Origin of the sequence: Streptomyces sp. NPDC059010 (assembly GCF_042740355.1) — a bacterium.
Taxonomy (GTDB): domain Bacteria; phylum Actinomycetota; class Actinomycetes; order Streptomycetales; family Streptomycetaceae; genus Streptomyces.
Genome location: NZ_JBHYJA010000057.1, coordinates 25,615 through 44,768 on the forward strand (window position 1 = coordinate 25,615; position 19,154 = coordinate 44,768).

The window sequence follows — 19,154 nt, forward strand, 5'->3', positions numbered from 1 at the left end:
TGAGCGTCGTCACCGGGAACCTCCATTTCGCTGGCTTTAGGTGTGTTGTCAGGGCCGGTGGGCCAGGTCGGTGGGGTCGGTGTTCGCCCCGCACAGCACGACGCAGACCCGTTCGCCGTTGCCGGGCCGGTAGTTGCGGCTGGGGGCGGTGGGCCGGGAGGGCAGGTCTCGGTCGGGTACGTGGGTGGGCGGCGCGGTGAGGGCGGCCAGGGCGGTTGCGGCGCCGTGTTCGACTGCCACCTTGCGGTGGTCCCACAGTGCTTGTCGGGCGCGGATGATCTCGGTGTCGGGCACGAGTACGGAGTGGACCCGGTCTTGCTGGGCGGCGTGTAGGGCCATCTGGGAGGTGCGGCGTGCGCCGAGGGAGTCGGCGGCGATCGAGTCCACGGTGACATCGATGACGGCGCCGGATTGGAGGGCGGCGTTGAGGGCGCGGCAGTTCTCGGGTTCGACTGCGACGGTGCGGATGCCGTGGTGTTGGGCGGCGGTGGCCACTCCAGCGAACAGGCCGCCGCCGCCGACCGCGACCACCACGGTGTCCAGGTCGGGGATGAGGCGGCGGATTTCCTCCAGCAGGGTGCCGGCCCCTGCGGCGATGAGCGGGTGGTCGTAGGCGTGGCTGGCCAGGGCGCCGGTGGCGTTGGTGAAGTCCTGGCAGGCGGAGAGGGCTTCGGCGTACTCGGAGCCGATGAGGCGGACGTCGGCTCCGTAGTCGCGGAGTTTGGCCACCTTCACCGCTGGGGCGTTGGCGGGCAGGAAGACGGTGGCCCGCACCTTCTGCTGCTGTGCGGCCCAGGCGCATGCCAGTCCGGCGTTGCCGCCGGAGGCGATGGTGATACCGGCGTCGGGGAGCGTTCCGGCTTCGCGGTGGGCCTGGATGAAGTTCTGGGCGCCGCGGGCTTTGAAGCTGCCGGTGTGCTGCATGTACTCCAGCGCCAGCCACACCTGGCACGGTTCCTCGGGCCGGTCGTCCAGGGGGTCGCGGTGGGCGGTGCTGATCGCACCCCGGTCGACGGGGGAGAGGGTGACGGGGCGGATGCGTCCGGCGATCCGGTCGGTGGCGGCCTTGATGTCGCCGTACGTCAGGTGGTGCACGGTGGGCTCCCTTGCTGAGGGGGTGTCATGACCAGGTGATGAGCTGGCCGGTGGTGGTGAGGCCGAGGAAGAAGGCGAAGGCGATCCGCCGCCCGTGGGGGCAGGGTTCGACTGCGTGGAAGTTGGCGGGATTGAACAGCAGTGCGTCGCCGAGTTCGGGCGTCAGGTTCACCTGCTGGTGGTCGGCCACGGTCTCGGGTCGGTAGCCGTATGCGTGGCGGTACCGCTCGTCGGTTGGTTCCCAGCGGTGGCGCCATATGGCGGTCGCCCCGCCTTCGGCCGGGACGGATATCCAGACGTTGAATGCCAGCTGGGCGACGATCTCCTGGTCGAACAGACCGGGGACCTCGCGGTTGATGTCGTCGTAGTGGATCAGGGCGCCGGCGTTGATCTCGCGCAGGGTGCCGCCGAATACCGCCCGCCCGCCGATCGTCGCCGGTGTCACTGCTGCGCCCCAGGCACCCCCGAGCCGGGCCAGCGATACGGCGATGGGGTCGGGGCGCATCCCGGCGCGGTGCCAGGCCGCGCGAGCGGTCTCGGCGTCGCGCCAGTACCGCGCAGCGTCCAGCTGGCCGCGCTGGCCGCGGTAGTCGTTGAGAGCCGGGCCGAACCGGACGATGGGGGTCGGCACGCGGGCTAAGTCGTATTCGGCGGTGGGTAGCCGGTGCAGAGCTTCCATCGCGGCCCGGCAGGTGGGCTTGTCGAGGAAGTCGGGGACACGGACGGCCGCGAGGGTGCCGGCCGCGAGGTTGGCCAGGTGCCGGTCGGTGAAGGCTGCGGTGTTCACGGCGGTGAACAGCGGATCGAGCGCCGTGCTGTGCGGCATGTCGCCTCCGTGAGGAGTCAGAAGCCTAGCGTAGCGATACGCTGTACCGTACGCTGACTCGCATGCCTAGGCAATCCGCTTCCCTGGACCGAGCGACTCCCGAACGCATCGCGGAAACAGCCTTGTTGATCGTGGATCAGGGCGGCCCCGAGGCGCTCAGCTTCCGCAGCCTTGCGACGGCGCTGGACATCTCACTCGCCTCGCTCCAGCGCCGCTGCACAGACGTGGCCGGGCTGCTGGACCTGATAACCGACCACCTCGCCGGCCGCCTGCCCCGGATTCCGGCCGGTACTGATTGGGCTACGGCCACCGAGACCAGGTTCACCGCACTGTACGAGCTGCTGACCGCCCATCCTGGGCTGGTGGCGCTGCGCGGCGCCCGGCCGTGGCTCGGGCCCCAGCTGCTCAAATGCCTGGTGGAGCCGCAACTCGCCGACTCCGTGGCGGCCGGTATGACGCCACAAGACGCCATCAGCGCCTACCGGCGGATGTACCTGCTCACCCTGGGCAGCGCGAGCTTCGTCGACCACCGCGATCCGAAGGCGGCCCAGGCCGCAACCCGGCAGGCGCTAGCCGCCCTTGACCCCGATGAGTTCCCGGTGTTGACCGGCCACCTCTCGGTGATCCTGCATGCCGTGGTGGACCATGAGGTCTACTACGGCGCGCTCCGCCAGCTCATCAGTACCGCGGCACCGGCCTGCCCGGACACCAAAGGCGGCTTGGGGTGAAGACAACCTCGACAAGCTCTGATGCGCGCGGGGTGGCAGGTAGAAGGAGCGTTCCCTGCTGGGTAGGGGACGGGAGAGGCCCCGCGCGATGAGTGCGCGCGGGATCTCGGCCATACGGTGAAACAGCTCAGGCGACGGAAGCGATAAACGCCTTCCACGCCTCCGGTCCGACGATGAAGGCGGGGCCGTTGTCCTGCTTGGAGTCGCACACGCCGACGTGCTCAAGCGCGGCGGTCGGGGCGGCGACCTTGATGCAGTTGTTGCCGCCGCCGCGGTATTAGGAAACGAACCACTCTCCTTCAGGAGCGAGGTTCAGGCCGCGCTTGTTGAGGGCCATTCTCGGATCTCTCGGGCTAGTTGAAGCAGGAACTTCGGCGTCTCCGTAACGGGCAGAGCACCAGCCCGCAAGGATGACGAACTTCCGCACGTCACACGGCTTGTCAGTGCTCGTGGTGATGCCGGTCAGGCCGCCTTGAGGGCGGCCACGTGCCGGGCGCGTTCTTCCAGCTCGGCCACGCCGCGCACGCTGCGATAGGCGGGAAGTGCCTTGATTATCGTCTTCAAGTGCTCATCTCCTCGGGCTGAGGAGATGGCCATGTGCTCGTCGAGGAATGCGGTCCACGTCTGGCACGCGGCTTCGACATGCCGCATGCGGAACTGCCGCTCGGCGATCACTCCAAGGCAGTGCAGCCGCCCTTGCCTTTCCAGGGGGCTGCGTGCGGCGTTGGACCGGCGCAGGGCCTTGATGGACTCCTCACGGTCTCCCAGGTGCCACCGGACGTGTGCCTCATGGAAGTAGTAAGCGGCCTGGTCGTAGCCGCCTACGGCGTCGCGCCGATCATCAGCGCGGGCAAGGGCGGTTTCCGTCTCCCGAAGTCGGGCAACGGCCGTATGCCGGTCACTCGTCATCGCGGCGGCAGCTGCTTGCTGGCCTCGCAGGAAGGCCACGAGACGGGGCCCTGCGGCGGGGGCCGCCTCGGCGGCGGCGTCGGCCAGTTCTAGACCCTTCGCGCCGTGCTCCAGATGGGTTGCTTGAAGGCTCATCCCGCGCAAGGTGCGGCAGTAGGTGACGTGGTCTTCTGCGGCGCCGGCGAGTTCCAGGGCCTTGAGGTAGTACTTCTGCCCAAGCCCCTGGGCGTTCTCGTACATAGCCATCCAGCCCGTCAGATACACGAAGTCGGCGACGGCCGCCCTCATGTCCTGCTGCACACGTTCCGTCCCTGTGGCGCGCAGATAGGGTCCGGCCGTATTGACCAGGAAGGCGGCGGCCATTGGGCGGGCGTGCCCCGCCCCGACTTGGTCAAGGATGTCCGCGACCTTGTCTGTCATGGTGCGGACGGTCTCGACGTCGGACTGGCCTATGTGCACGGTCCGACCGGCCTTCACGGCTTCCAGCCGCCCGGCCACGTCTTCGAACCGCGGCACGGCCAAAGCCGCCGCGTACATGCCGGTCTTCAGCACCCCTCGGCGCGATGGGTCCATGTCTGCTCGGCTCAGGTCGATCACTCCCGCAATTACGTCGCTCTCCTCGGATGGGGCGGTCTCCCAGCCGATCTCAGCGCACGTTACGGGGCGGCCGAGCAGCCGCGCGAGGGCTTCGGCCACTGCGGGCCGTGCCTCGGGCTTGGGTGTGCTGCCGGCAAGCCAGTGACTGACGCTCGTCTTGTCGTAGTGCAGGGTTACGCCGAGCTCGCGACCTACCGCGTTGACCCGTCGCGCTAGCTGGGCATTTCCGATCCCTCCCGTCTGCATCAGGTCCGCAAGAGCGGTATTCGGTGTGCGTGGCCGTCGGGCCATGGCGAACCCCCGAGTGTGTTCAACCAGTTCAACCGTGCATCCACTCTCCTCCCTTACCCCGCTGCGCGCACAGGAGTTGAGTGATTACCGGCCGATCGGTGATCCACACCGCACGGCTGACGGCCCCGCGCGAATCGCAGACGCCCCCCATCCTGTTTGCGAGCGGCGGCTCCCTCCCACGTCCACCTGACAGCCCAGGAGCCCCCACTCATGCTCGTCAGCACAGCAACTCGGGACACCGATTGGGTGGACCCGGACAAGCGAGGTAGAGGATCCCCCACCGCCCACTTGGGAGGCCCTCAGTGAGCCCGGCCACAGCCGCCGTCGCCATGGTGAATGCAATGGAAGTGCAGCACCAGACCGCACGCGGCTTCGCCGTGGCCTTCACCCCGGACACTGCCTACGTCGGCCGCATGCGTCGGATAACTAAGGCCCACCTGCGGCTGTGGGAGGTATCCGGGCCGGCTGCGGACGGCACCCTGCTCGCCGTGTCCGAACTCGTAACCAACGCCATCCAACACGGTCACGGAAGCGTCGGGCTGAAGGTCCTCTATGCCGCCAGTCACGTACGGATTGAGGTCTCCGACGGCAACCCGCAACCGGCTCAACTCACCTGCGCGAATGACGAGGACACCTCCGGTCGCGGTCTCTTCATCGTCGCCGTCCTCGCACACAAGTGGGGCGTCAGCGACGACGGCAAGACAACGTGGTGCGTCATCCGTCTCCCTGCGGGGAGGCCGTGATGGTCGCCGTAGACACTGCCACCGCCACCCAACTGCTCAGTCGTCCCGTCTCCTCCAAGGACGAGACGATGCGCAGGCTCGCCCACGTACTTTCCCGCTCACTCGCGGCCGAGGGAGTCAGCGACGACCTGATCGACACCCTCGAAGACGTCCTCGGCGATCGGCCCGCACCCGCCCCTGCAAACGACGGCCGCAAGCTCAACAGCCTCTTACTTCGCTTCGGCCTCCCCCTCCCACGGCGGCAGCAGCACACGAGGTCCGCGCCGCCGCTCAGCACGGAGGAGGCTGCGCGGATCGCCACACGGTTCAACCGGGCCACGACCCAGCTCATGCAGGTCGCCCCACACCGCGTCGCGATGTACCCCACCGACGAGCTGCGGCGCCTGCTCGCCCTTCGCGACGAACGGCCGAGCGAGGGCGAGGAGCTGTCGCACCTGCGCCGCTACGCCCTCGCGATCGTCGACATTCTCGACCTCATGGGAGACGACGAGTGATGCGCGTCCCTCCCAACACGTCGGGCCCGCCCTGTGCCGTGACTCTTCCACACGGCAGCCGGCCCGACTCCCCGCCCGGCGCTGGGAGAACACGACTCCATCCGTCCCCCACGGGAAGTCGAAACACCCCAGCGCCGGGCACCCCCTCGGCCGCATTGCCCCCCCGCGTTGTTCGCCGCGCTTGCCCTCGCTGTCCGACCGCGGTGGCGGTGCACCTGGCGTCCGCAACCAGCGATACGTCAGCTTGCGGCCGACGAGGAACACCGGTTCGCCGCACTGTGCTGGCAGATCACCCACGCCCGCCAAGGAGTTCAGAAGTGACCCTGACCGTCGCGAGGATCCGTCTCGCGCGCAGAGAGCGACAGGTCGTTGAGGGCCTGGTCGGCGGCAGCACCCTCTCCGAGGTCGCGGGTGGCCAGGATGGTCTCGGCCTGCGGGGTGGCCCAGTGCCACAAGGTGTGCGGCGAGCGCCGCGCCACCTTGCCGCTGCTCATCGCCGGTCACGTCCGTTCGAACCAGGCGGCGATGGACTGCTTGTACCCCTTGGGCATGTTCAACCTGGGCACCTCTTCGGCCGTGAACAAGCGGACTTTCTTGTGCTCGTTACTCACTACCGGCGCCATATCCGGGGTGAGGACGGTGCAGCCGTAGGTGACGATCACGACCCGTCGGTCCGGCAGCGTCTCGGGCAAGGGCTGGTAGATCCACACGTCCAGGAGAGGGCCCGCCTTCACCGTCCAGCCGGCCTCCTCCCCGATCTCCCTCTCTGCCGTCAACTCCGGGGTGGAGTCCTCTGCTTCGAGTCGGCCCCCTGGCAGTTCCCACTCTTCGCGTTCGTTCTTCAGCAGCAGGACGCGTCGACAGCTGTCCATTGCCACACCCTTGACGGAGACAGGCCAGGTAGGGGGCGTGTACGCCATCGCTCTCCTCGAAATACATGGATGGCCGTAGGCGCCCGGAACGTACCACGCCATCCACAACCGAAAGCCCTGGTGGGTGAATTGCCCGAGTCGACAGACCGTATCGAACCCAACCGTCGCCCCTGCACTGCTCGCCGCGCTCGCCCTCGCTGCCATACGGCGGTGGCGGCGGACCCGCCGTCCGCAACCGGCGATACGCCGGCTTACTGCCGACGAGAAACACCGGTTCGCCACACTGTGTCAGCAAATCAACCACGCCCGCCAAGGAGTTCAGAAGTGACCGTGACCATCCCGAAGATCCGACTCGCGCCCAGAGAGCGAGAGGTCGTCGAAGGAATGGCCGACGGCAGCACACTCACCGAGGTCGCCGCAGACCTCCTGATCAAGCCGGGAACAGCCTCCGGCTACCTCAAGCTCGCCAAAACGAAGCTGCACGGCATGCGCGAGATCGAGGCCGCGATCGCCGTCGGCTACGCCACCAACACCATCACCCACCCGGACGCCCTGGACCCCGACAGACTGACAGTGCCCAAAGAACAGCTCGATCTCGTACCGCTCATCGGCCAAGGCAAGACGTCCGCGCAGATCGCCGTCGAGCTGAAGCGAGGGCTCGGCGTCATCCGCTGCGACGAGCAGGACCTCCTGGCGAACCTCGGTGCCAGGAACCGCGCGCACGCCATCAAGCGCGCCTGGCAGTACCGGATCCTGACCGCCCAGCAGGTGATCGCATGGCTGCGCTGACTCCCTCCCCGGGCACAGAAACCGGAATGCCCCAAGCCGGCGCCCCCTCACGATGCGAGCGAGAACGGACCGTGATGAGGGAGCGGCTGGCGGATCCGACGCTGGTCGATCGGGCCCTGGAGATCAGACTGGGCAACGACGACTCCTGCGAGACGTGCCTGGCTGTTCCCCTGGATGGCCTGCGGGTGGCCGGGGAAGTCACCGTGCAGGGCTGGACTCAGGCCCTGCACGTCCTGCTCGCCCTGGACGGGCAGCCGGGATTTCCGGACCTGCGGGACGGCACCAGTTGCGTCGAGGCGATCGATGCGCCCCGCACCATCCGCTGGGGCCTGGGCGCCCCCTTCGGGGATCAGGAGCAGCGGGCGAGGATGTGGGGCTACCACGACGCTGGCGTGCGCTCCTACCAGGCAGAACAGAACCAGACGGATCCCCGGATCCCCGTCACGCCGATGCCCGAGGACCCTACGCTCGGCCCGACCGTGGCGGGCATCTACGACATGCTCATCGGCGGATCCGACAGCTACCTGGCAGACAGGAAGTTCGTGTGGTCGCTCGCGCAGGCCGATGCCGACACCCTGTCGGTCGCGGCCGTCGTCAACCGACTGCACAGGCCGAGCGTGATCAGTCACCTCACGGCCCGCGGTATCGGCCAGTTCCTTGACTTGGGATGCGGACTGATGCCCTTCCCCAGCCCTCCGCCCGATGACGGTGAGCCGTACACCACCCTCCACGACATCGTCGCCCGCCACCAGGACACGGCTCGTGTCGTCTACGCCGACCACAACGCGCTGGCCTTCGGGGCCAGTCGCGCGACGGTGGAAGAGCACCCCCTTCAACCGCAGTGGGTGCAGGGCGACATCCAGTACATGCACCACCTCCTCACCTCGGGGCGGATGCAGTACGTACTCGACTGGAGCCGTCCCATTGGGGTGCTGCTGCATGACGTCCTGCCCTGGATCGGCTCCGACGAGACCGTGACCGAGGCGATGGACGTCCTGCGGGAACAACTGCCGCCCGGCAGCGCCCTGTCCCTCACCCACGCCACTGACCTCGGCGACAACCCCATGTCCAGGTTCACGGCGCCATTCCGCATGGCGGGAATCGACTTCAAGCCCCGCGATGCCGCCACCATTCAGGCGCTGTTCGGCAACTGGGCCCTGGAGCCACCAGGACTCGTACCACCACACCGCTGGCACCCGAGTCACCCGCACGCCGACCTTGACCCGCACGAAGCGGGCGCGCTGGCCGGAGTCGCCTTCAAGCCCGAGCAGCATCCGTGAGGGCGTTGTGCAAGGAGGCGTGGATCAAGCCCGACCTAGTCGAGGCCACCCGCGCGGCACGCGATCTCGGCGCGACTGGATCCGTGGAGATCGACGAACGCGCCATCATCGTGGAGGGCCCGGACGGACCCAAGCGTAACTGCCTCCAGCAGGTGTTCGGCTTCCCGTGCCACGACCGGACACCCCTCACCTCTACCGCCAGCACGGCCGGGCCCCCATCGGTCGGGAGGCGGAGAACGGAACGCCGACACCATGAACTTCCAGTCCTGGCCGCAACGCGTCCTCGCCGTCGATGTCGAAGGCAACGGCACCAACCCGCCCGACCTCGTCGAGATCGCCGCGCTGCCCGTCCGTGCTGGCCAGCCGGACATCAGCACAGCCGGGGCGTGGCTGATCCGACCGGAACGCCCGGTCACGACGCGCGCGGCCGGTATCCACGGCCTGACCAACGAGGTCCTGGTGGACAAGCCCGCATGGGGAGAACTCGCCGACCAGGTCTGTGACTTCTTCGGCCACGATTGGATCTGCGCCCACAACGCCCACGTCGACTACCGGGAGTTGAGCCGCCATCTGCCGACGTGGAAGCCGGGTGGGGTCATCGACACGCTTCGCCTCGCTAAGGCGACGTACAAGAGCCTGCCGTCCTACACCCTCGACGCTCTGATCAAACACGCACAGCCGGACCTGTCACAGGCCCCGCGCGTCGGCAGGCACCGCGCGACCTACGACGCCTACGCCACGGCGCAACTCCTGCTCACCATGGCTAGCCACTACGAAACCTGGGACCAGCTCATCGCCGCGGCCGTCCCCCCTGGCCTGCCTGGCGCCCCCCAACCAGAAGAGGACCCCACACTGTGGTGACCACCAGCCAGCCCATCCGTATTGCCGTGCTCGGCACCCACTCCACCGGCAAGACGACGCTCCTCAAACGGATCGAGATGGAGCTTCGTGCCGAAGGCCCCGCGCAAACGCAGGGTATACGGAAGCGTCACCGCACCTCCCCCTGGCAGTCGCAACCGCCAGGCGGCATTCATGATCGGGGAGTCAGGCCCTAGCCGAAAGGCCTATGGCGCAAAGCCTGCATGAGTCGTCACAATGAGCTGTGCCGCGACAGCCACCGGGTAGCGACCGCATCCCAGCACCGCGCAACGACGAAGAGCGCCTGCTACTCAATCTGGTCTGGCAGGAGGCAGCGAAGGAAGGCTGGCCTACCTTCCGTATGATCGACCTGAGTCTGTACCAGCAAGGCATCGACGCAGTGGAGATGCTGGCGCAGCTCCCACCACATCTGCTAGTGGGCTGGCCCGATAGCCGGCACCATGTGCCTTCGCCGAACAGCTTGTTGAAGCTGACCGCCGCTGGCGCCGCCCACTGTGCCGAAACCACCGACGTGATCGACACCTTCGTCACGCTGGTACGAACATTGGCTCATATCGAGGAACACTGGCCCGCACGCAGTGAACAGCCGGTCCGGCTACACAGCGAGAACGCCCAAGCTGAAACGGGATTGCTTTCCCGGCCGGAGTTGAAGGAACTGTTACGCCTGGGCTTCATCCTGTCGCGCGAGGAGCCATGGTGCGTCTACTCGAATTCGCTGACCAACCCTTTCCCCTTTCGCGCCTTTGCCATCCCGGAAGGCGGCAGCCCGGAGGACGTCACCCCTACGGTTCACTGGGAAGACAACGTTGGCCTGTTCGGATGGGAATTGGGGGTTGACCGGCGAATCAGAGCCTACCGCGGCCTTGAGGACATCGGAGACTACTGGAGCCGGCGCAGCCGCCAGCTCGCATCAGCTGAGCGGTTGGTCCCCGCTCCAGCGGCACCACCGGTACGTGACCTGTTCACCCCGTGGCATCTGGAACAGCCGAGCCTGGCAGCACATGCTGCACTGCTAGTGCTGTGGCTATCGGAGAAGGTCGGCGAAGACACCCTGCGCTACGAGAATCCGGAGCAGTTCACCCAAGAACAGCAGCTCAGCGACGCGCGGCTACAAGCTGTCCTGGCATACGCCCAACAGCAGGAAACCGTTGAAGTACTGCAGACACTCCGCCACAGCATCGTACGGCTGACGATCACCGGCGTGGCGGCAGCGGAGGAGCTCCTGCTTGCCCGCCGCACCCGCCGGGTGCGGTTCGACTACCTCACCAGCGCGCTGGTGAAAGCCGCCATGGATACCTACCCGCAGTGTCGACTCATGGTGGAGGATTTCCTCGCCTCAGGCGCATTGTGCCTGTACCGGGACCGGCTGACACAAGAGGAAGTATTGCAGGCCGCAGAGTATCTCGGCGAGAAAGGGCTGGCTGTTCTTTACCGCCGCGACGGGCGTCTTCAGGTGCTCCGCCTGACAGGCGCGGGCATCGAATGTGGTCTCGAAGGGGAAAACGAAGTGAGTGTGAGGGAGTTCATGCAGAACCAGCCTAATATCAACATTGGCTCGGTCTATGGCAATACCACAATCGGAGATCACAACATCCTAAAGGTTACCCATGGTGCGTCGCCTGCGGATTTTGCCGATTTCGCCCGGCGGGTCTTGGATGCTGCTCACACCGTCGACCTTTCGGAAGAACAGCGCAGCCAGCTCATCGATGACGCCGAGCAACTCGCGAACGAGTCGGCCAGCTCCGTACCAACAGTCAGCCGGATGCACCAGCTCGTAATCCACATCCGTGACGCCCTCGCCCAGGGCGCTACCGACGCCATCACCCAAGGGCTATTGGATGCAGCCCACCACCTAATCTGAGGGGGCGTTGGGCCGTCTCTCTCCTACCACAGCGTGTGCCTCTCCAGGAGAGTCCTCCGCGATGACGAGCTGTCTTGGGGCAACGTAGCCACGGGCCGTCTCTCCGTACGTCTGGTGCTGTCCGACAGCGGATTTAGCGTTTGCTGAATGGATCACAACGAAGCGGATCTGCACAGCGTCAGAATCACCGCCCGCGGTCCGAAGGCCGCGATCGAGATCGACGGACGGCAGGTGGACCCAGGAGGCTTCAAGGGCTACGCGATCAGTCACCACGAAGGGGAGTCTCCGCAAGTCGTCCTGTCCGCCGGGGAATGGGCCGAGACGGCCTTCGAGGGCATAGCCCGCGTCTCGGTTGCTGATGCTTCCGATCCGGGCCCGGCGGCCGCGGTCTTCCTGGCGGCGATCGACGCCGAGGAACTTGAACGTTCGGCGCTGGCCCGGCCTGACCTCGGAACGGGCCCGCACTCGCTGACGCAGGCGATGCTCCTCCAGCTCCAGGAGTGGGCACGTGGCGTTTGATGTGGACGGCGCGCGTCGCGTCGTCGGCCGCATCCTCGATGACAAGCTGGAGGTGTGGCGCGACAGCGCGGGCCGCGCGGACGACGTGCTCGACGAGTCGACGGGCAGACTGATCCCTCCAGCGCCGGACGAGGTGCTCGTCTGGGATGGGCTGGGCGCGGTGATGCCGTGGGGGCGCCCGGCGATCACCAGACCGCTGGACGGTGCGGCCGTCCAGGAGCCGCCGACCACTGACTACCAGGCTGTTCTTCCGGTGCAGGCACCGGAGTTGAGGCCGGACGATGTGGTGCGCGTCGCGGGTTCGGTACGGTCCGGCGGTCCGCGTGACCCGCAGCTCGTCGGCAGGCGGTTCCGGGTCTCGGACCAGCACGTCGGCACCTACAGCGTGGTGCGCATCCTGCGAGTGCAAGTGGTCGACTGATGGCGCTGGCGAACTCTCACCCGAATGCCCACCCGGATGCGACCTCGTTCCGCGATCCGATCGCTCTGGCCGCTGCTCTGGCGCGGATGGGTCCGGCTGCCCGGTCCCGCACGCGGACGATCACCCGGCATCACGCGATGTTGCTGCGGGTCCGTATTCAGCGCAATGCGAGCGGCAGGCCGGGGCCGAATGTGATCACCGGCCAGTACCGGGCGTCGTGGGATGTACGGGTGCGCGCCAGCGGCGGGCAGGTGACCGCAGAGGTGTTCACCGATGCCCCGCAGGCGCGGAGGCTGGAGTACGGCTTTGTCGGTGTCGACTCCCTCGGCCGCCACTACCGGCAGCCGCCCTTCCCCCACGTCGAGCCTGCCTTCCGGCAGACCCAGCCTGCTTTCCTCCAGGCGCTGGAGGACGGTGTGCTGCCGTGAGCGCACCCCGCATGCCGGTGACTCGGGCAATGGCGGCGCTGATCGAGAAGGCGACCGGCCGGCCGTGCGGCATAGGTGAACTCCCGCGTGTACAGGGCGAGTCAGGTGAGTGGGCCCCTGCCACGGCGCCGTACACCGTGCTGGATTCGCTGCCGGGAGAGTTCAGCGGTCCGCCGCTGGAGGACTGGCACGCGGACGTGGCCTGGGGCTACCAGGTCACTTCGGTCGGTGAGCGCGGCGACCAGGTGGAGTGGCTGGCCGACCGCGTACGCGACGGCATCATCGGCCGCAGTGACGGCGGATGGGCCTACGACCTGCGTGTTCCCCAAGCCCGTGTCATTGACCGTGAGTTGGATCATGACGCCGGAGGGGAGCCGTCAGTGTCAGCGGCAGGCGCTATCGTGTCCTACGTACAGCGGTTCACGATCACCGTGACACCCGCCTGAAGAATCGCATTCTTCATCCTCACCGCGGAGGCCCGCGCGGACGCTAGGCCCCAGGCCAGGCGAACCCCCTTTGAACCTCAAGGGGCAGGGCCTCGGCACGGGACGCTGCCCCAGAAGTGGGAGCGGACCTGTGTCCTCGACGAAGCCGTCTACGAAGCCGTCTGCCCAGACCCGATTCCTTCGGCGCGGCATCTCCAAGATCTACTGGCTCCAGAAGGTCAACAACCCTGAGCGGCCGACCCGTACGGAGATCTCCAAGCCCAACCGCTTCGACCTGACCAAGGCGGTCAGCGACATCGAGGGCTGGGCTCTGGAGAACGAGCCGATCGAGACCCCGGACATGGGGACCACCTTCAACTCCTCGATCCCGGGAAACGACAAGGCCGACGCCAGCTCCCTGACCTTCTACGAGGACCGGTTCTCCGACGACATCGAGCAGCAACTGCCCAAGGGCGCCCAGGGCTTCGTCGCCTTCCTCCGCAAGGGCGACATCCCCGGCTCCCGGTCGGTCGACGTGTTCCCCGCCCAGGTCGCCACCCGCGCTGCGACGTATTCGACCGGCAACGAGGCCGCGAAGTTCCAAGTGACCTTCACGGTCACCGAGGAGCCCTCGCTGGATGCCCCTGTACCCGAGGCAGTTCCCCCGCACCCACTGCCCACGCCGGTTGAGGACTGCGACGACGAGCACGGCCACCACGACGGTGACCACGTCGACGTGACCGTCGTGAGCACCACAAAGACCGCTGCCACGGTCCGCGAGCACAGCGACGAGGACTGACCATGTCACGTCCCGCACCGGCCAAGCGTCCGGCGTCCCCCTCCGCCGCCACGCAGGCGGAGGGGGAGTGGGCGGCCAAGATGGACCGCCTGCGCCGCCGCCCCCGGCCGCAGAACAAGCTCCGCATCTGCGACGACGACCCCCTTCGCCAGCGGTTCGAGGAGAGTGAGCAGGCCGCCCGGCGTGCCCGGTTCCTCGCCGAGGCCAGCCCAGGCGACGAGCAGGCCCTCCAGCGAGCCGCTGACGCTGCTGCCACGCACGACGACGCCCGAGCCGCGCTGGACGCCGCGTCGGACTTCCTCACCTTCCGGGCCATACCGCGCCCCGTGCTGGAGGACCTGATCGCCGAGCATCCGCCGACCGAACAGCAGACCGAGGAAGGCGCGATCTTCAACCCGGACACGTTCCCCGCGGCTCTCGTCTCGGCGGCCTCCATGGACGGCATGAGCCGTGAGGAGGCCGAGGAGCTGCTGAACGGCTGGTCCGCTCCGGACGCCAACGCCCTGTGGGACGCGGCCTGGCAGGTCCAGCAAGAGAGCCGGGTGGAGCTGGGAAAAGACTGAGCCGCGATGCGCAGCTGCGCGCCGAGCTGGAGCTGTGCGAGCGATACCGGATCCCGCACTCGCAGTTCCTCGGCGGCGACGGCCGGTGGACGGAGCTGGACCGGGCCAAGGCGCTGGCGTGGGCGCAGTGGCAGCGGTCGGTGTGCCCCGAGTGCCACACCCGCCTGGAGGAGTGGGACGACCAACGCGGCGGTGACCGGCACGCCTACGTCACCGACACGGTGCGCTGCCCCGGCTGCGAGCTGATCGAGCAGGAACGCGACCACGTCCCCAACGACCGCTCCGGATATGGCGTGAAGATCCAGCTCCTGCCGCGCGCCTAGTACGACGAACGCCCCTGAACAACCCCTGCCCGACGATGGAAGGAGGCCCGCTGCGGTGGCCGGGTTCACCCTGACCGTGGCGATGCGCGCCGAGGTCCGCGACCTGATCGCGGGAACGCGTGCTGCCTCCGGTCAGATGCGCACCCTGGCGGACCGCACGGATGCTGCAACCCGCACCCTCGCCCGCCTCGATGCGCAAGGGGACCTTCTCACCAGCCAGTTCACCGCGCTCAACCGCTCTGTCCGCGCGACCGCCGGTGAGCTGGGCCAGATCACCGGCCGCGCTGCGACGGCCCGCGCCAGCCTCCGGGCGGCCGGGAACGACGGGGCCCGCTCCATGTCCCGCCTGGAGCGGGCCGTGGCGGGAGCTGGCAGGCGCGGCATCTCCGCTACCAACGTACTCGCCGGTGGTGGTCTGCTGCTCGGCGCGGGCGAGATGGTCGAGGAAGGCAACCGCTACCAGCGGCAGATGAACCTGTTCCGGGCGGTCACCAGCGCCACCGCCGCCCAGATGCAGCGCGCCGCGGTTGTGGCACAGGAACTCGGCAACGACCTGAGTCTGCCGGGCTCGACCGCTGCCGATGCTGCCGAGGGCATGGTCGAGCTGTCCAAGGCAGGCTTCCGGGCGGATCAGTCGATCGACGCCGTACGCGCCTCGCTCCAGCTCGCCTCCGCTGCAGACGTCAACGCCGCCACGTCGGCCAAGTATCTGGGCGACATCATGGACCAGTACGGTCTCGGTGCCGATCAGGCCGCGAGGGCGTCCGACACCTTGGCCGCGACCGCGAACAACGCCTCCGGCTCCATCACCGACATCTACTACTCGATGCGGTACGCGGGCCCGGTCGCCCACGGCCTGGGCGTCTCCTTGCAGGACACCGCGTCCGCGGTCGGCATGCTCGGCAAGGCGGGCATCCTCGGGCAGACCGCGGGCACATCGCTTCGGGGGATCTTCGCGAACCTGGCGGCGCCGACGCCGAAGATGCGCGGCGCGCTGAGGGAGCTCGGGATCGAGGCCTGGGACGCACAGGGCCGTTTCCGTGGTCTTCGTACGGTCATCGAGGGACTGTCGAAGGCCGAACACGAGATGTCCCAGAGGGACTTCACCGCCGCTGTCACCCAGGCGTTCGGCAAGCCGGCGCTGAGCGGTGCGGTCGCTCTCGCCCATCAGGGCACCGAGTCCTTCGATGCGCTGTCGGTGGCGGTACGCCAGACCGGCGCCGCCGCGTCCATCACCGCCTCGCGCGGCCAGGGCCTGGCGGGCGCCATGATGCAGCTGCGTACCCAGGCCCGCCAGACCGGGCTGGCCTTGTACGACGGCATGGCTCCGGGCTTGGAGTGGGTGACCCGGCTGCTGACCCGCGGGATGGCCGGGGCAACCCCGTACTTGACCACCGCGTTGGAGTACGGCCGCAACCTCGCCGTCCTGTACGGGCCGGAGCTGAAGCAGAAGGCCGAAGCCGGTCTCGGCGGGCTCATCGATGAGGCACAACGGCTCGTCGGCCCGCTGACGGAACTCGGCGAAGACGCCCTCGCCACCGGCCTGAACCTGCTGATCAACGCGGCCCGGGCTCTGGGCGAGGTCCTGGACAACGCCGCGGACGGCGCCCAGCCGATCGTGGCCGCCCTCTCCACGCTGGGAGAGGACGGCGGCGCGGCGGCAGGAACGCTCGACATCATCGCCACCGTCGCCAACGCGGCCATGGACGCCGTCTCCGGCCTGTCCCTCGTCCTCGTGCCGATCGGCCACCTCGTCGGCGGACTCGTCACCGCCTTCGGTGCGCTGCCCGCGCCGATCCAGTCCGCCGCCCTGGCGATGCTGCTGTTCCGCCGCTTCCAGCCGGCCCTGACCAACGTCGCGAACACGGTCAGCGGGCCGGTACGCAGCGGCTTCCAGTCCCTCGCCCAGCAGATGCGGGTGCAGCAGTCCCTCGCCGCCAGCGCCGGTGTCTCCCTGTCGAGGTACGGCGCCGCATGGGCCGTACTACAGGCGCGAGTCGGATTCCTCGGCACCATGACCACAGCCTTCCGCAGCGCGAACGGCGCAGGCACAACCTTCACCGGCACCCTCAACGGCATGACCCGTGCCGCCGGTTCGGGCCTGCGCTCAGCACTCGGCGGCATCACCAATGCGCTCGGCGGGCCGTTCGGCATCGCAATGGCAGGTGTCGCTGTCGGCCTGGGACAGCTCGCCGCCCGCCAGCAGCGCGCGGCCCAGGCCGCGGCCGAACACCAGCAGCGCATCTCCTCACTCACCTCAGCGTTGCGCGAATCCGGCGGGCAGATCGACAGCAACGTGCGCCAGCAGGCCGCCCAAGCCCTGCTGGACACCAAGACCAGCCAGGGCCAGCTCACCAAGGTCCTCGACCAGGCCGGCGTGCCGCTCGCGACCCTGACGGACGCCTACCTCGGGCAGGGCACCTCACTGGAGGCACTGCAAAAGCAGCTACTGACCACCGCGAACGCCCACCGCGCCTACAAGGACGTGGCCGCAGGCAAGGCCTCCGTCCTCGACTACACCGACGTCGGCCAGCAGTACAAGGACGCCGCCGACGCACTCGGCAGCGTCAAGGGCGAGATGGCCGAGTCGATCAAGAACGCCAAGGACCTCGCACAGGCCACGAAGGGCACCGGGGACGGCACGTCGGCGTACGACAGGCTGAAGGCGGCCGTCGGTGGCCTGGCGGATGAGACCGCCGACGCCGACACCCGCACCCGTTCCCTGAAGTCGGCACTCGACCTGCTCTCGGGCGGCCAGATCTCCCTCCAGGCCGCCGAGGCCAAGGTGAACTCGGCCGTCCTCGATCTACAAGAGGGCAGCAGAAACGTCAGCCGCGACCAGGGATACGGCGGCCGACAGCTCGTCAACGAGGACAAGACCCTCAACACCACCACGAGGAACGGGCAGCAGCTCTACACCCAGCTCACCGCACTGGCCGATGCAGCGGCCGACGCCTCGGTCGCGACGTACGACCTGGCCCAGCGCAACGGTGAGGCACTGCCCCAGGCGCTGGCCAAGGCCCGAGGGGAGATGAGCCGCGCACGCACCGAAGCGATCCAGGCAGCCCGCGGCTTCGGCCTGACCCGGACCCAGGCCGAAGCCGTCGCCGACAGCCTCGGCCTGCTGCCGTCGAAGGTGTCCCTGCTGCTCCAGACCAAGGGCATGGACAGCACGCTCGCGAACCTGATCGCGGTGCAAGCCGAGCTCCACCGGATGCCGAACGCCAAGACGATCAAGGTGGACTCGCTGAGCGACGGGGCGCAGAAGAAGCTGCGCGAGCTCGGCTTCACGGTGGAGACGGTGCCAGGCACTCGGCAGATCAAGATCACCGCGCCGACCGCCGCCGCCCGGAAGAACCTCGACGGGCTGATCGACAAGCTCGGCCAGACCCCGAACAGCAAGCGTGTCCGCGTCTCCGCGCCGACCGCCGCGGCCATCAAGAGCCTGGAGGCGGTGCAGGCCAAAATCCGGTCCACGCCCGGCGCGAAGTCCGTCATCGTGCGCGCACCGACCGCGCAGGCCCGTAAGGAACTTCAGGCGCTCGGCTTCCGTATCGAGAAGGTCCCCGGCTCGAAGAACGTCAAGGTGACCGTGCCGACCAGCGGCCCGCGCAAGGCCGCTGACTCCATTCAGCAACGCATCGACGCGTTGCGCGGCAAGTCGGTGACCGTCACCACGCGCCACGTCAGCGTCTTCTCCTCGCTCGGCGACGGGTCCGGGGCCGCTGACGCCGTGCGTCAACAGGCCGAGAACCTGAGCAGGCGGGCCAACCGCCACGCGGACGGTGCCGTCGTCGACTACTTCGCCGACGGAGGGATCACCGGACCCCGTCGTGAGCAGCACGTTGCGCAGATCGCCCCGGCCGGGAGCTGGCGCATCTGGGCGGAGCCCTCCACCGGGGGAGAGGCCTACGTGCCGCTGGCGCAGTCCAAGCGGGACCGCAGCAAGGCCATCGTGGAGGAAGTCGTCGGCCGCTTCGGCGGACAGGTCGAGTGGTTCGCCAACGGCGGCGTAAGAGACAGCCAGGACTACAGCCCCGTGCTCGCCAGCTCCTTCAAGCGGGCGCGGAGCGAGGACGTCATGGCGGGCGTGGTGCGGGCTTTCGACGTCCGCACGGGCAACGACGCCGCCCGGACCCGCGTGGTGGACGCCCGCGCCGGCGGGCGCGTCCAGGTCGTCGTCGTGCGTGAGCAGCAGCCGCTGATCGGAACCATGCCGGTCACCGTCACCGACAGCTCCGCCACACCTGAGCAGATCGGCACCGAAATGATGCGCAACCTGCGCAACGCGCAGCGTGGCGGGAGGGTTTGA

Annotated in this window: 20 protein-coding genes and 1 pseudogene; 15 read left to right on the plus strand and 6 right to left on the minus strand. The window is 68.2% G+C overall.

Annotation, left to right across the window (positions count from 1 at the left end):
* Positions 1 to 48: 48 nt before the first annotated feature.
* Both ACFWYS_RS40605 and ACFWYS_RS40610 read right to left on the minus strand, forming a co-directional pair.
* Positions 49 to 1,095: a threonine/serine dehydratase gene (locus ACFWYS_RS40605; protein ID WP_384780809.1), complete on the minus strand. Its 1,047-nt coding sequence runs from the start codon at positions 1,093 to 1,095 to the stop codon at positions 49 to 51.
* Positions 1,096 to 1,120: 25 nt separating this feature from the next.
* Positions 1,121 to 1,921, minus strand: a complete 801-nt coding sequence (locus ACFWYS_RS40610) for a proline hydroxylase (protein WP_384780812.1) — start codon at positions 1,919 to 1,921, stop codon at positions 1,121 to 1,123.
* A 62-nt stretch (positions 1,922 to 1,983) separates the two neighbouring features.
* Between ACFWYS_RS40610 and ACFWYS_RS40615 the strand changes: the two genes are divergently transcribed.
* Positions 1,984 to 2,649 carry a TetR/AcrR family transcriptional regulator C-terminal domain-containing protein gene (locus tag ACFWYS_RS40615; protein WP_384780815.1) on the plus strand — a complete coding sequence of 222 codons (666 nt, stop codon included), beginning with the start codon at positions 1,984 to 1,986 and terminating at the stop codon, positions 2,647 to 2,649.
* Between the two features lie 127 nt (positions 2,650 to 2,776).
* Here ACFWYS_RS40615 and ACFWYS_RS40620 read toward each other — a convergent pair.
* Positions 2,777 to 2,908 (minus strand): annotated as a pseudogene (locus ACFWYS_RS40620) (DUF397 domain-containing protein); the annotation flags it as partial.
* 203 nt (positions 2,909 to 3,111) lie between these two features.
* Positions 3,112 to 4,446: a hypothetical protein gene (locus ACFWYS_RS40625; protein WP_384780818.1), complete on the minus strand. Its 1,335-nt coding sequence runs from the start codon at positions 4,444 to 4,446 to the stop codon at positions 3,112 to 3,114.
* A 341-nt stretch (positions 4,447 to 4,787) separates the two neighbouring features.
* On the opposite strand from ACFWYS_RS40625, the gene ACFWYS_RS40630 reads away from it, so the two are divergent.
* Both ACFWYS_RS40630 and ACFWYS_RS40635 read left to right on the plus strand, forming a co-directional pair.
* On the plus strand, positions 4,788 to 5,189 hold the full coding sequence (locus ACFWYS_RS40630; RefSeq protein ID WP_384780821.1) for an ATP-binding protein: 402 nt from the start codon (positions 4,788 to 4,790) through the stop codon (positions 5,187 to 5,189).
* The gene (locus tag ACFWYS_RS40635) at positions 5,189 to 5,683 is read left to right on the plus strand and encodes a hypothetical protein (RefSeq protein WP_384780824.1); all 495 of its coding nucleotides are present in this window, start codon (positions 5,189 to 5,191) and stop codon (positions 5,681 to 5,683) included. Before ACFWYS_RS40630 ends, ACFWYS_RS40635 begins: the two co-directional genes overlap by 1 nt.
* Positions 5,684 to 5,994: 311 nt before the next feature.
* Here ACFWYS_RS40635 and ACFWYS_RS40640 read toward each other — a convergent pair whose 3' ends face one another.
* Together ACFWYS_RS40640 and ACFWYS_RS40645 are read right to left on the minus strand one after the other, a co-directional pair.
* On the minus strand, positions 5,995 to 6,177 hold the full coding sequence (locus ACFWYS_RS40640) for a hypothetical protein (RefSeq protein ID WP_384780827.1): 183 nt from the start codon (positions 6,175 to 6,177) through the stop codon (positions 5,995 to 5,997).
* 6 nt (positions 6,178 to 6,183) lie between these two features.
* Positions 6,184 to 6,603, minus strand: coding sequence for an NUDIX domain-containing protein (locus tag ACFWYS_RS40645; RefSeq protein WP_384780830.1), 420 nt, complete (start codon positions 6,601 to 6,603; stop codon positions 6,184 to 6,186).
* 276 nt (positions 6,604 to 6,879) lie between these two features.
* Between ACFWYS_RS40645 and ACFWYS_RS40650 the strand changes: the two genes are divergently transcribed.
* From ACFWYS_RS40650 to ACFWYS_RS40705, 12 genes are all read left to right on the plus strand, one after another.
* Entirely contained in the window at positions 6,880 to 7,344 is a 465-nt protein-coding gene (locus tag ACFWYS_RS40650) for a LuxR C-terminal-related transcriptional regulator (RefSeq protein WP_384780833.1), read from the plus strand.
* 74 nt (positions 7,345 to 7,418) lie between these two features.
* Complete coding sequence (locus ACFWYS_RS40655) at positions 7,419 to 8,624, plus strand: DUF6302 family protein (RefSeq protein WP_384780836.1); 1,206 nt, start codon at positions 7,419 to 7,421, stop codon at positions 8,622 to 8,624.
* Positions 8,625 to 8,876: 252 nt separating this feature from the next.
* Positions 8,877 to 9,485, plus strand: a complete 609-nt coding sequence (locus tag ACFWYS_RS40660; RefSeq protein WP_384780839.1) for an exonuclease domain-containing protein — start codon at positions 8,877 to 8,879, stop codon at positions 9,483 to 9,485.
* Between the two features lie 241 nt (positions 9,486 to 9,726).
* On the plus strand, positions 9,727 to 11,364 hold the full coding sequence (locus ACFWYS_RS40665) for a hypothetical protein (RefSeq protein ID WP_384780842.1): 1,638 nt from the start codon (positions 9,727 to 9,729) through the stop codon (positions 11,362 to 11,364).
* Positions 11,365 to 11,511: 147 nt separating this feature from the next.
* Entirely contained in the window at positions 11,512 to 11,883 is a 372-nt protein-coding gene (locus ACFWYS_RS40670; protein ID WP_384780845.1) for a hypothetical protein, read from the plus strand.
* Complete coding sequence (locus ACFWYS_RS40675) at positions 11,873 to 12,304, plus strand: DUF6093 family protein (protein ID WP_384780848.1); 432 nt, start codon at positions 11,873 to 11,875, stop codon at positions 12,302 to 12,304. The genes ACFWYS_RS40670 and ACFWYS_RS40675 overlap by 11 nt, the downstream gene beginning before the upstream one ends.
* The gene (locus ACFWYS_RS40680) at positions 12,304 to 12,732 is read left to right on the plus strand and encodes an HK97 gp10 family phage protein (RefSeq protein ID WP_384780851.1); all 429 of its coding nucleotides are present in this window, start codon (positions 12,304 to 12,306) and stop codon (positions 12,730 to 12,732) included. The genes ACFWYS_RS40675 and ACFWYS_RS40680 overlap by 1 nt, the downstream gene beginning before the upstream one ends.
* On the plus strand, positions 12,729 to 13,178 hold the full coding sequence (locus ACFWYS_RS40685; RefSeq protein WP_384780854.1) for a hypothetical protein: 450 nt from the start codon (positions 12,729 to 12,731) through the stop codon (positions 13,176 to 13,178). The genes ACFWYS_RS40680 and ACFWYS_RS40685 overlap by 4 nt, the downstream gene beginning before the upstream one ends.
* 130 nt (positions 13,179 to 13,308) lie before the next feature.
* Positions 13,309 to 13,956, plus strand: a complete 648-nt coding sequence (locus ACFWYS_RS40690; protein ID WP_384780857.1) for a hypothetical protein — start codon at positions 13,309 to 13,311, stop codon at positions 13,954 to 13,956.
* Between the two features lie 2 nt (positions 13,957 to 13,958).
* The gene (locus tag ACFWYS_RS40695; RefSeq protein WP_384780860.1) at positions 13,959 to 14,519 is read left to right on the plus strand and encodes a hypothetical protein; all 561 of its coding nucleotides are present in this window, start codon (positions 13,959 to 13,961) and stop codon (positions 14,517 to 14,519) included.
* The gene (locus ACFWYS_RS40700) at positions 14,462 to 14,842 is read left to right on the plus strand and encodes a hypothetical protein (RefSeq protein ID WP_384780863.1); all 381 of its coding nucleotides are present in this window, start codon (positions 14,462 to 14,464) and stop codon (positions 14,840 to 14,842) included. The genes ACFWYS_RS40695 and ACFWYS_RS40700 overlap by 58 nt, the downstream gene beginning before the upstream one ends.
* Positions 14,843 to 14,897: 55 nt before the next feature.
* Positions 14,898 to 19,154: a phage tail tape measure protein gene (locus tag ACFWYS_RS40705; protein WP_384780866.1), complete on the plus strand. Its 4,257-nt coding sequence runs from the start codon at positions 14,898 to 14,900 to the stop codon at positions 19,152 to 19,154.

Bases quoted from the DNA above. Each gene is read 5' to 3' on its own strand.
- ACFWYS_RS40610 (WP_384780812.1), bottom strand. From the start codon at position 1,921: ATGCCGCACAGCACGGCGCTCGATCCGCTGTTCACCGCCGTGAACACC.
- ACFWYS_RS40615 (WP_384780815.1), top strand. From the start codon at position 1,984: ATGCCTAGGCAATCCGCTTCCCTGGACCGAGCGACTCCCGAACGCATC.
- ACFWYS_RS40625 (WP_384780818.1), bottom strand. From the start codon at position 4,446: ATGGCCCGACGGCCACGCACACCGAATACCGCTCTTGCGGACCTGATG.
- ACFWYS_RS40630 (WP_384780821.1), top strand. From the start codon at position 4,788: ATGGAAGTGCAGCACCAGACCGCACGCGGCTTCGCCGTGGCCTTCACC.
- ACFWYS_RS40635 (WP_384780824.1), top strand. From the start codon at position 5,189: ATGGTCGCCGTAGACACTGCCACCGCCACCCAACTGCTCAGTCGTCCC.
- ACFWYS_RS40640 (WP_384780827.1), bottom strand. From the start codon at position 6,177: ATGAGCAGCGGCAAGGTGGCGCGGCGCTCGCCGCACACCTTGTGGCAC.
- ACFWYS_RS40645 (WP_384780830.1), bottom strand. From the start codon at position 6,603: ATGGCGTACACGCCCCCTACCTGGCCTGTCTCCGTCAAGGGTGTGGCA.
- ACFWYS_RS40655 (WP_384780836.1), top strand. From the start codon at position 7,419: ATGAGGGAGCGGCTGGCGGATCCGACGCTGGTCGATCGGGCCCTGGAG.
- ACFWYS_RS40660 (WP_384780839.1), top strand. From the start codon at position 8,877: ATGAACTTCCAGTCCTGGCCGCAACGCGTCCTCGCCGTCGATGTCGAA.
- ACFWYS_RS40670 (WP_384780845.1), top strand. From the start codon at position 11,512: ATGGATCACAACGAAGCGGATCTGCACAGCGTCAGAATCACCGCCCGC.
- ACFWYS_RS40680 (WP_384780851.1), top strand. From the start codon at position 12,304: ATGGCGCTGGCGAACTCTCACCCGAATGCCCACCCGGATGCGACCTCG.
- ACFWYS_RS40695 (WP_384780860.1), top strand. From the start codon at position 13,959: ATGTCACGTCCCGCACCGGCCAAGCGTCCGGCGTCCCCCTCCGCCGCC.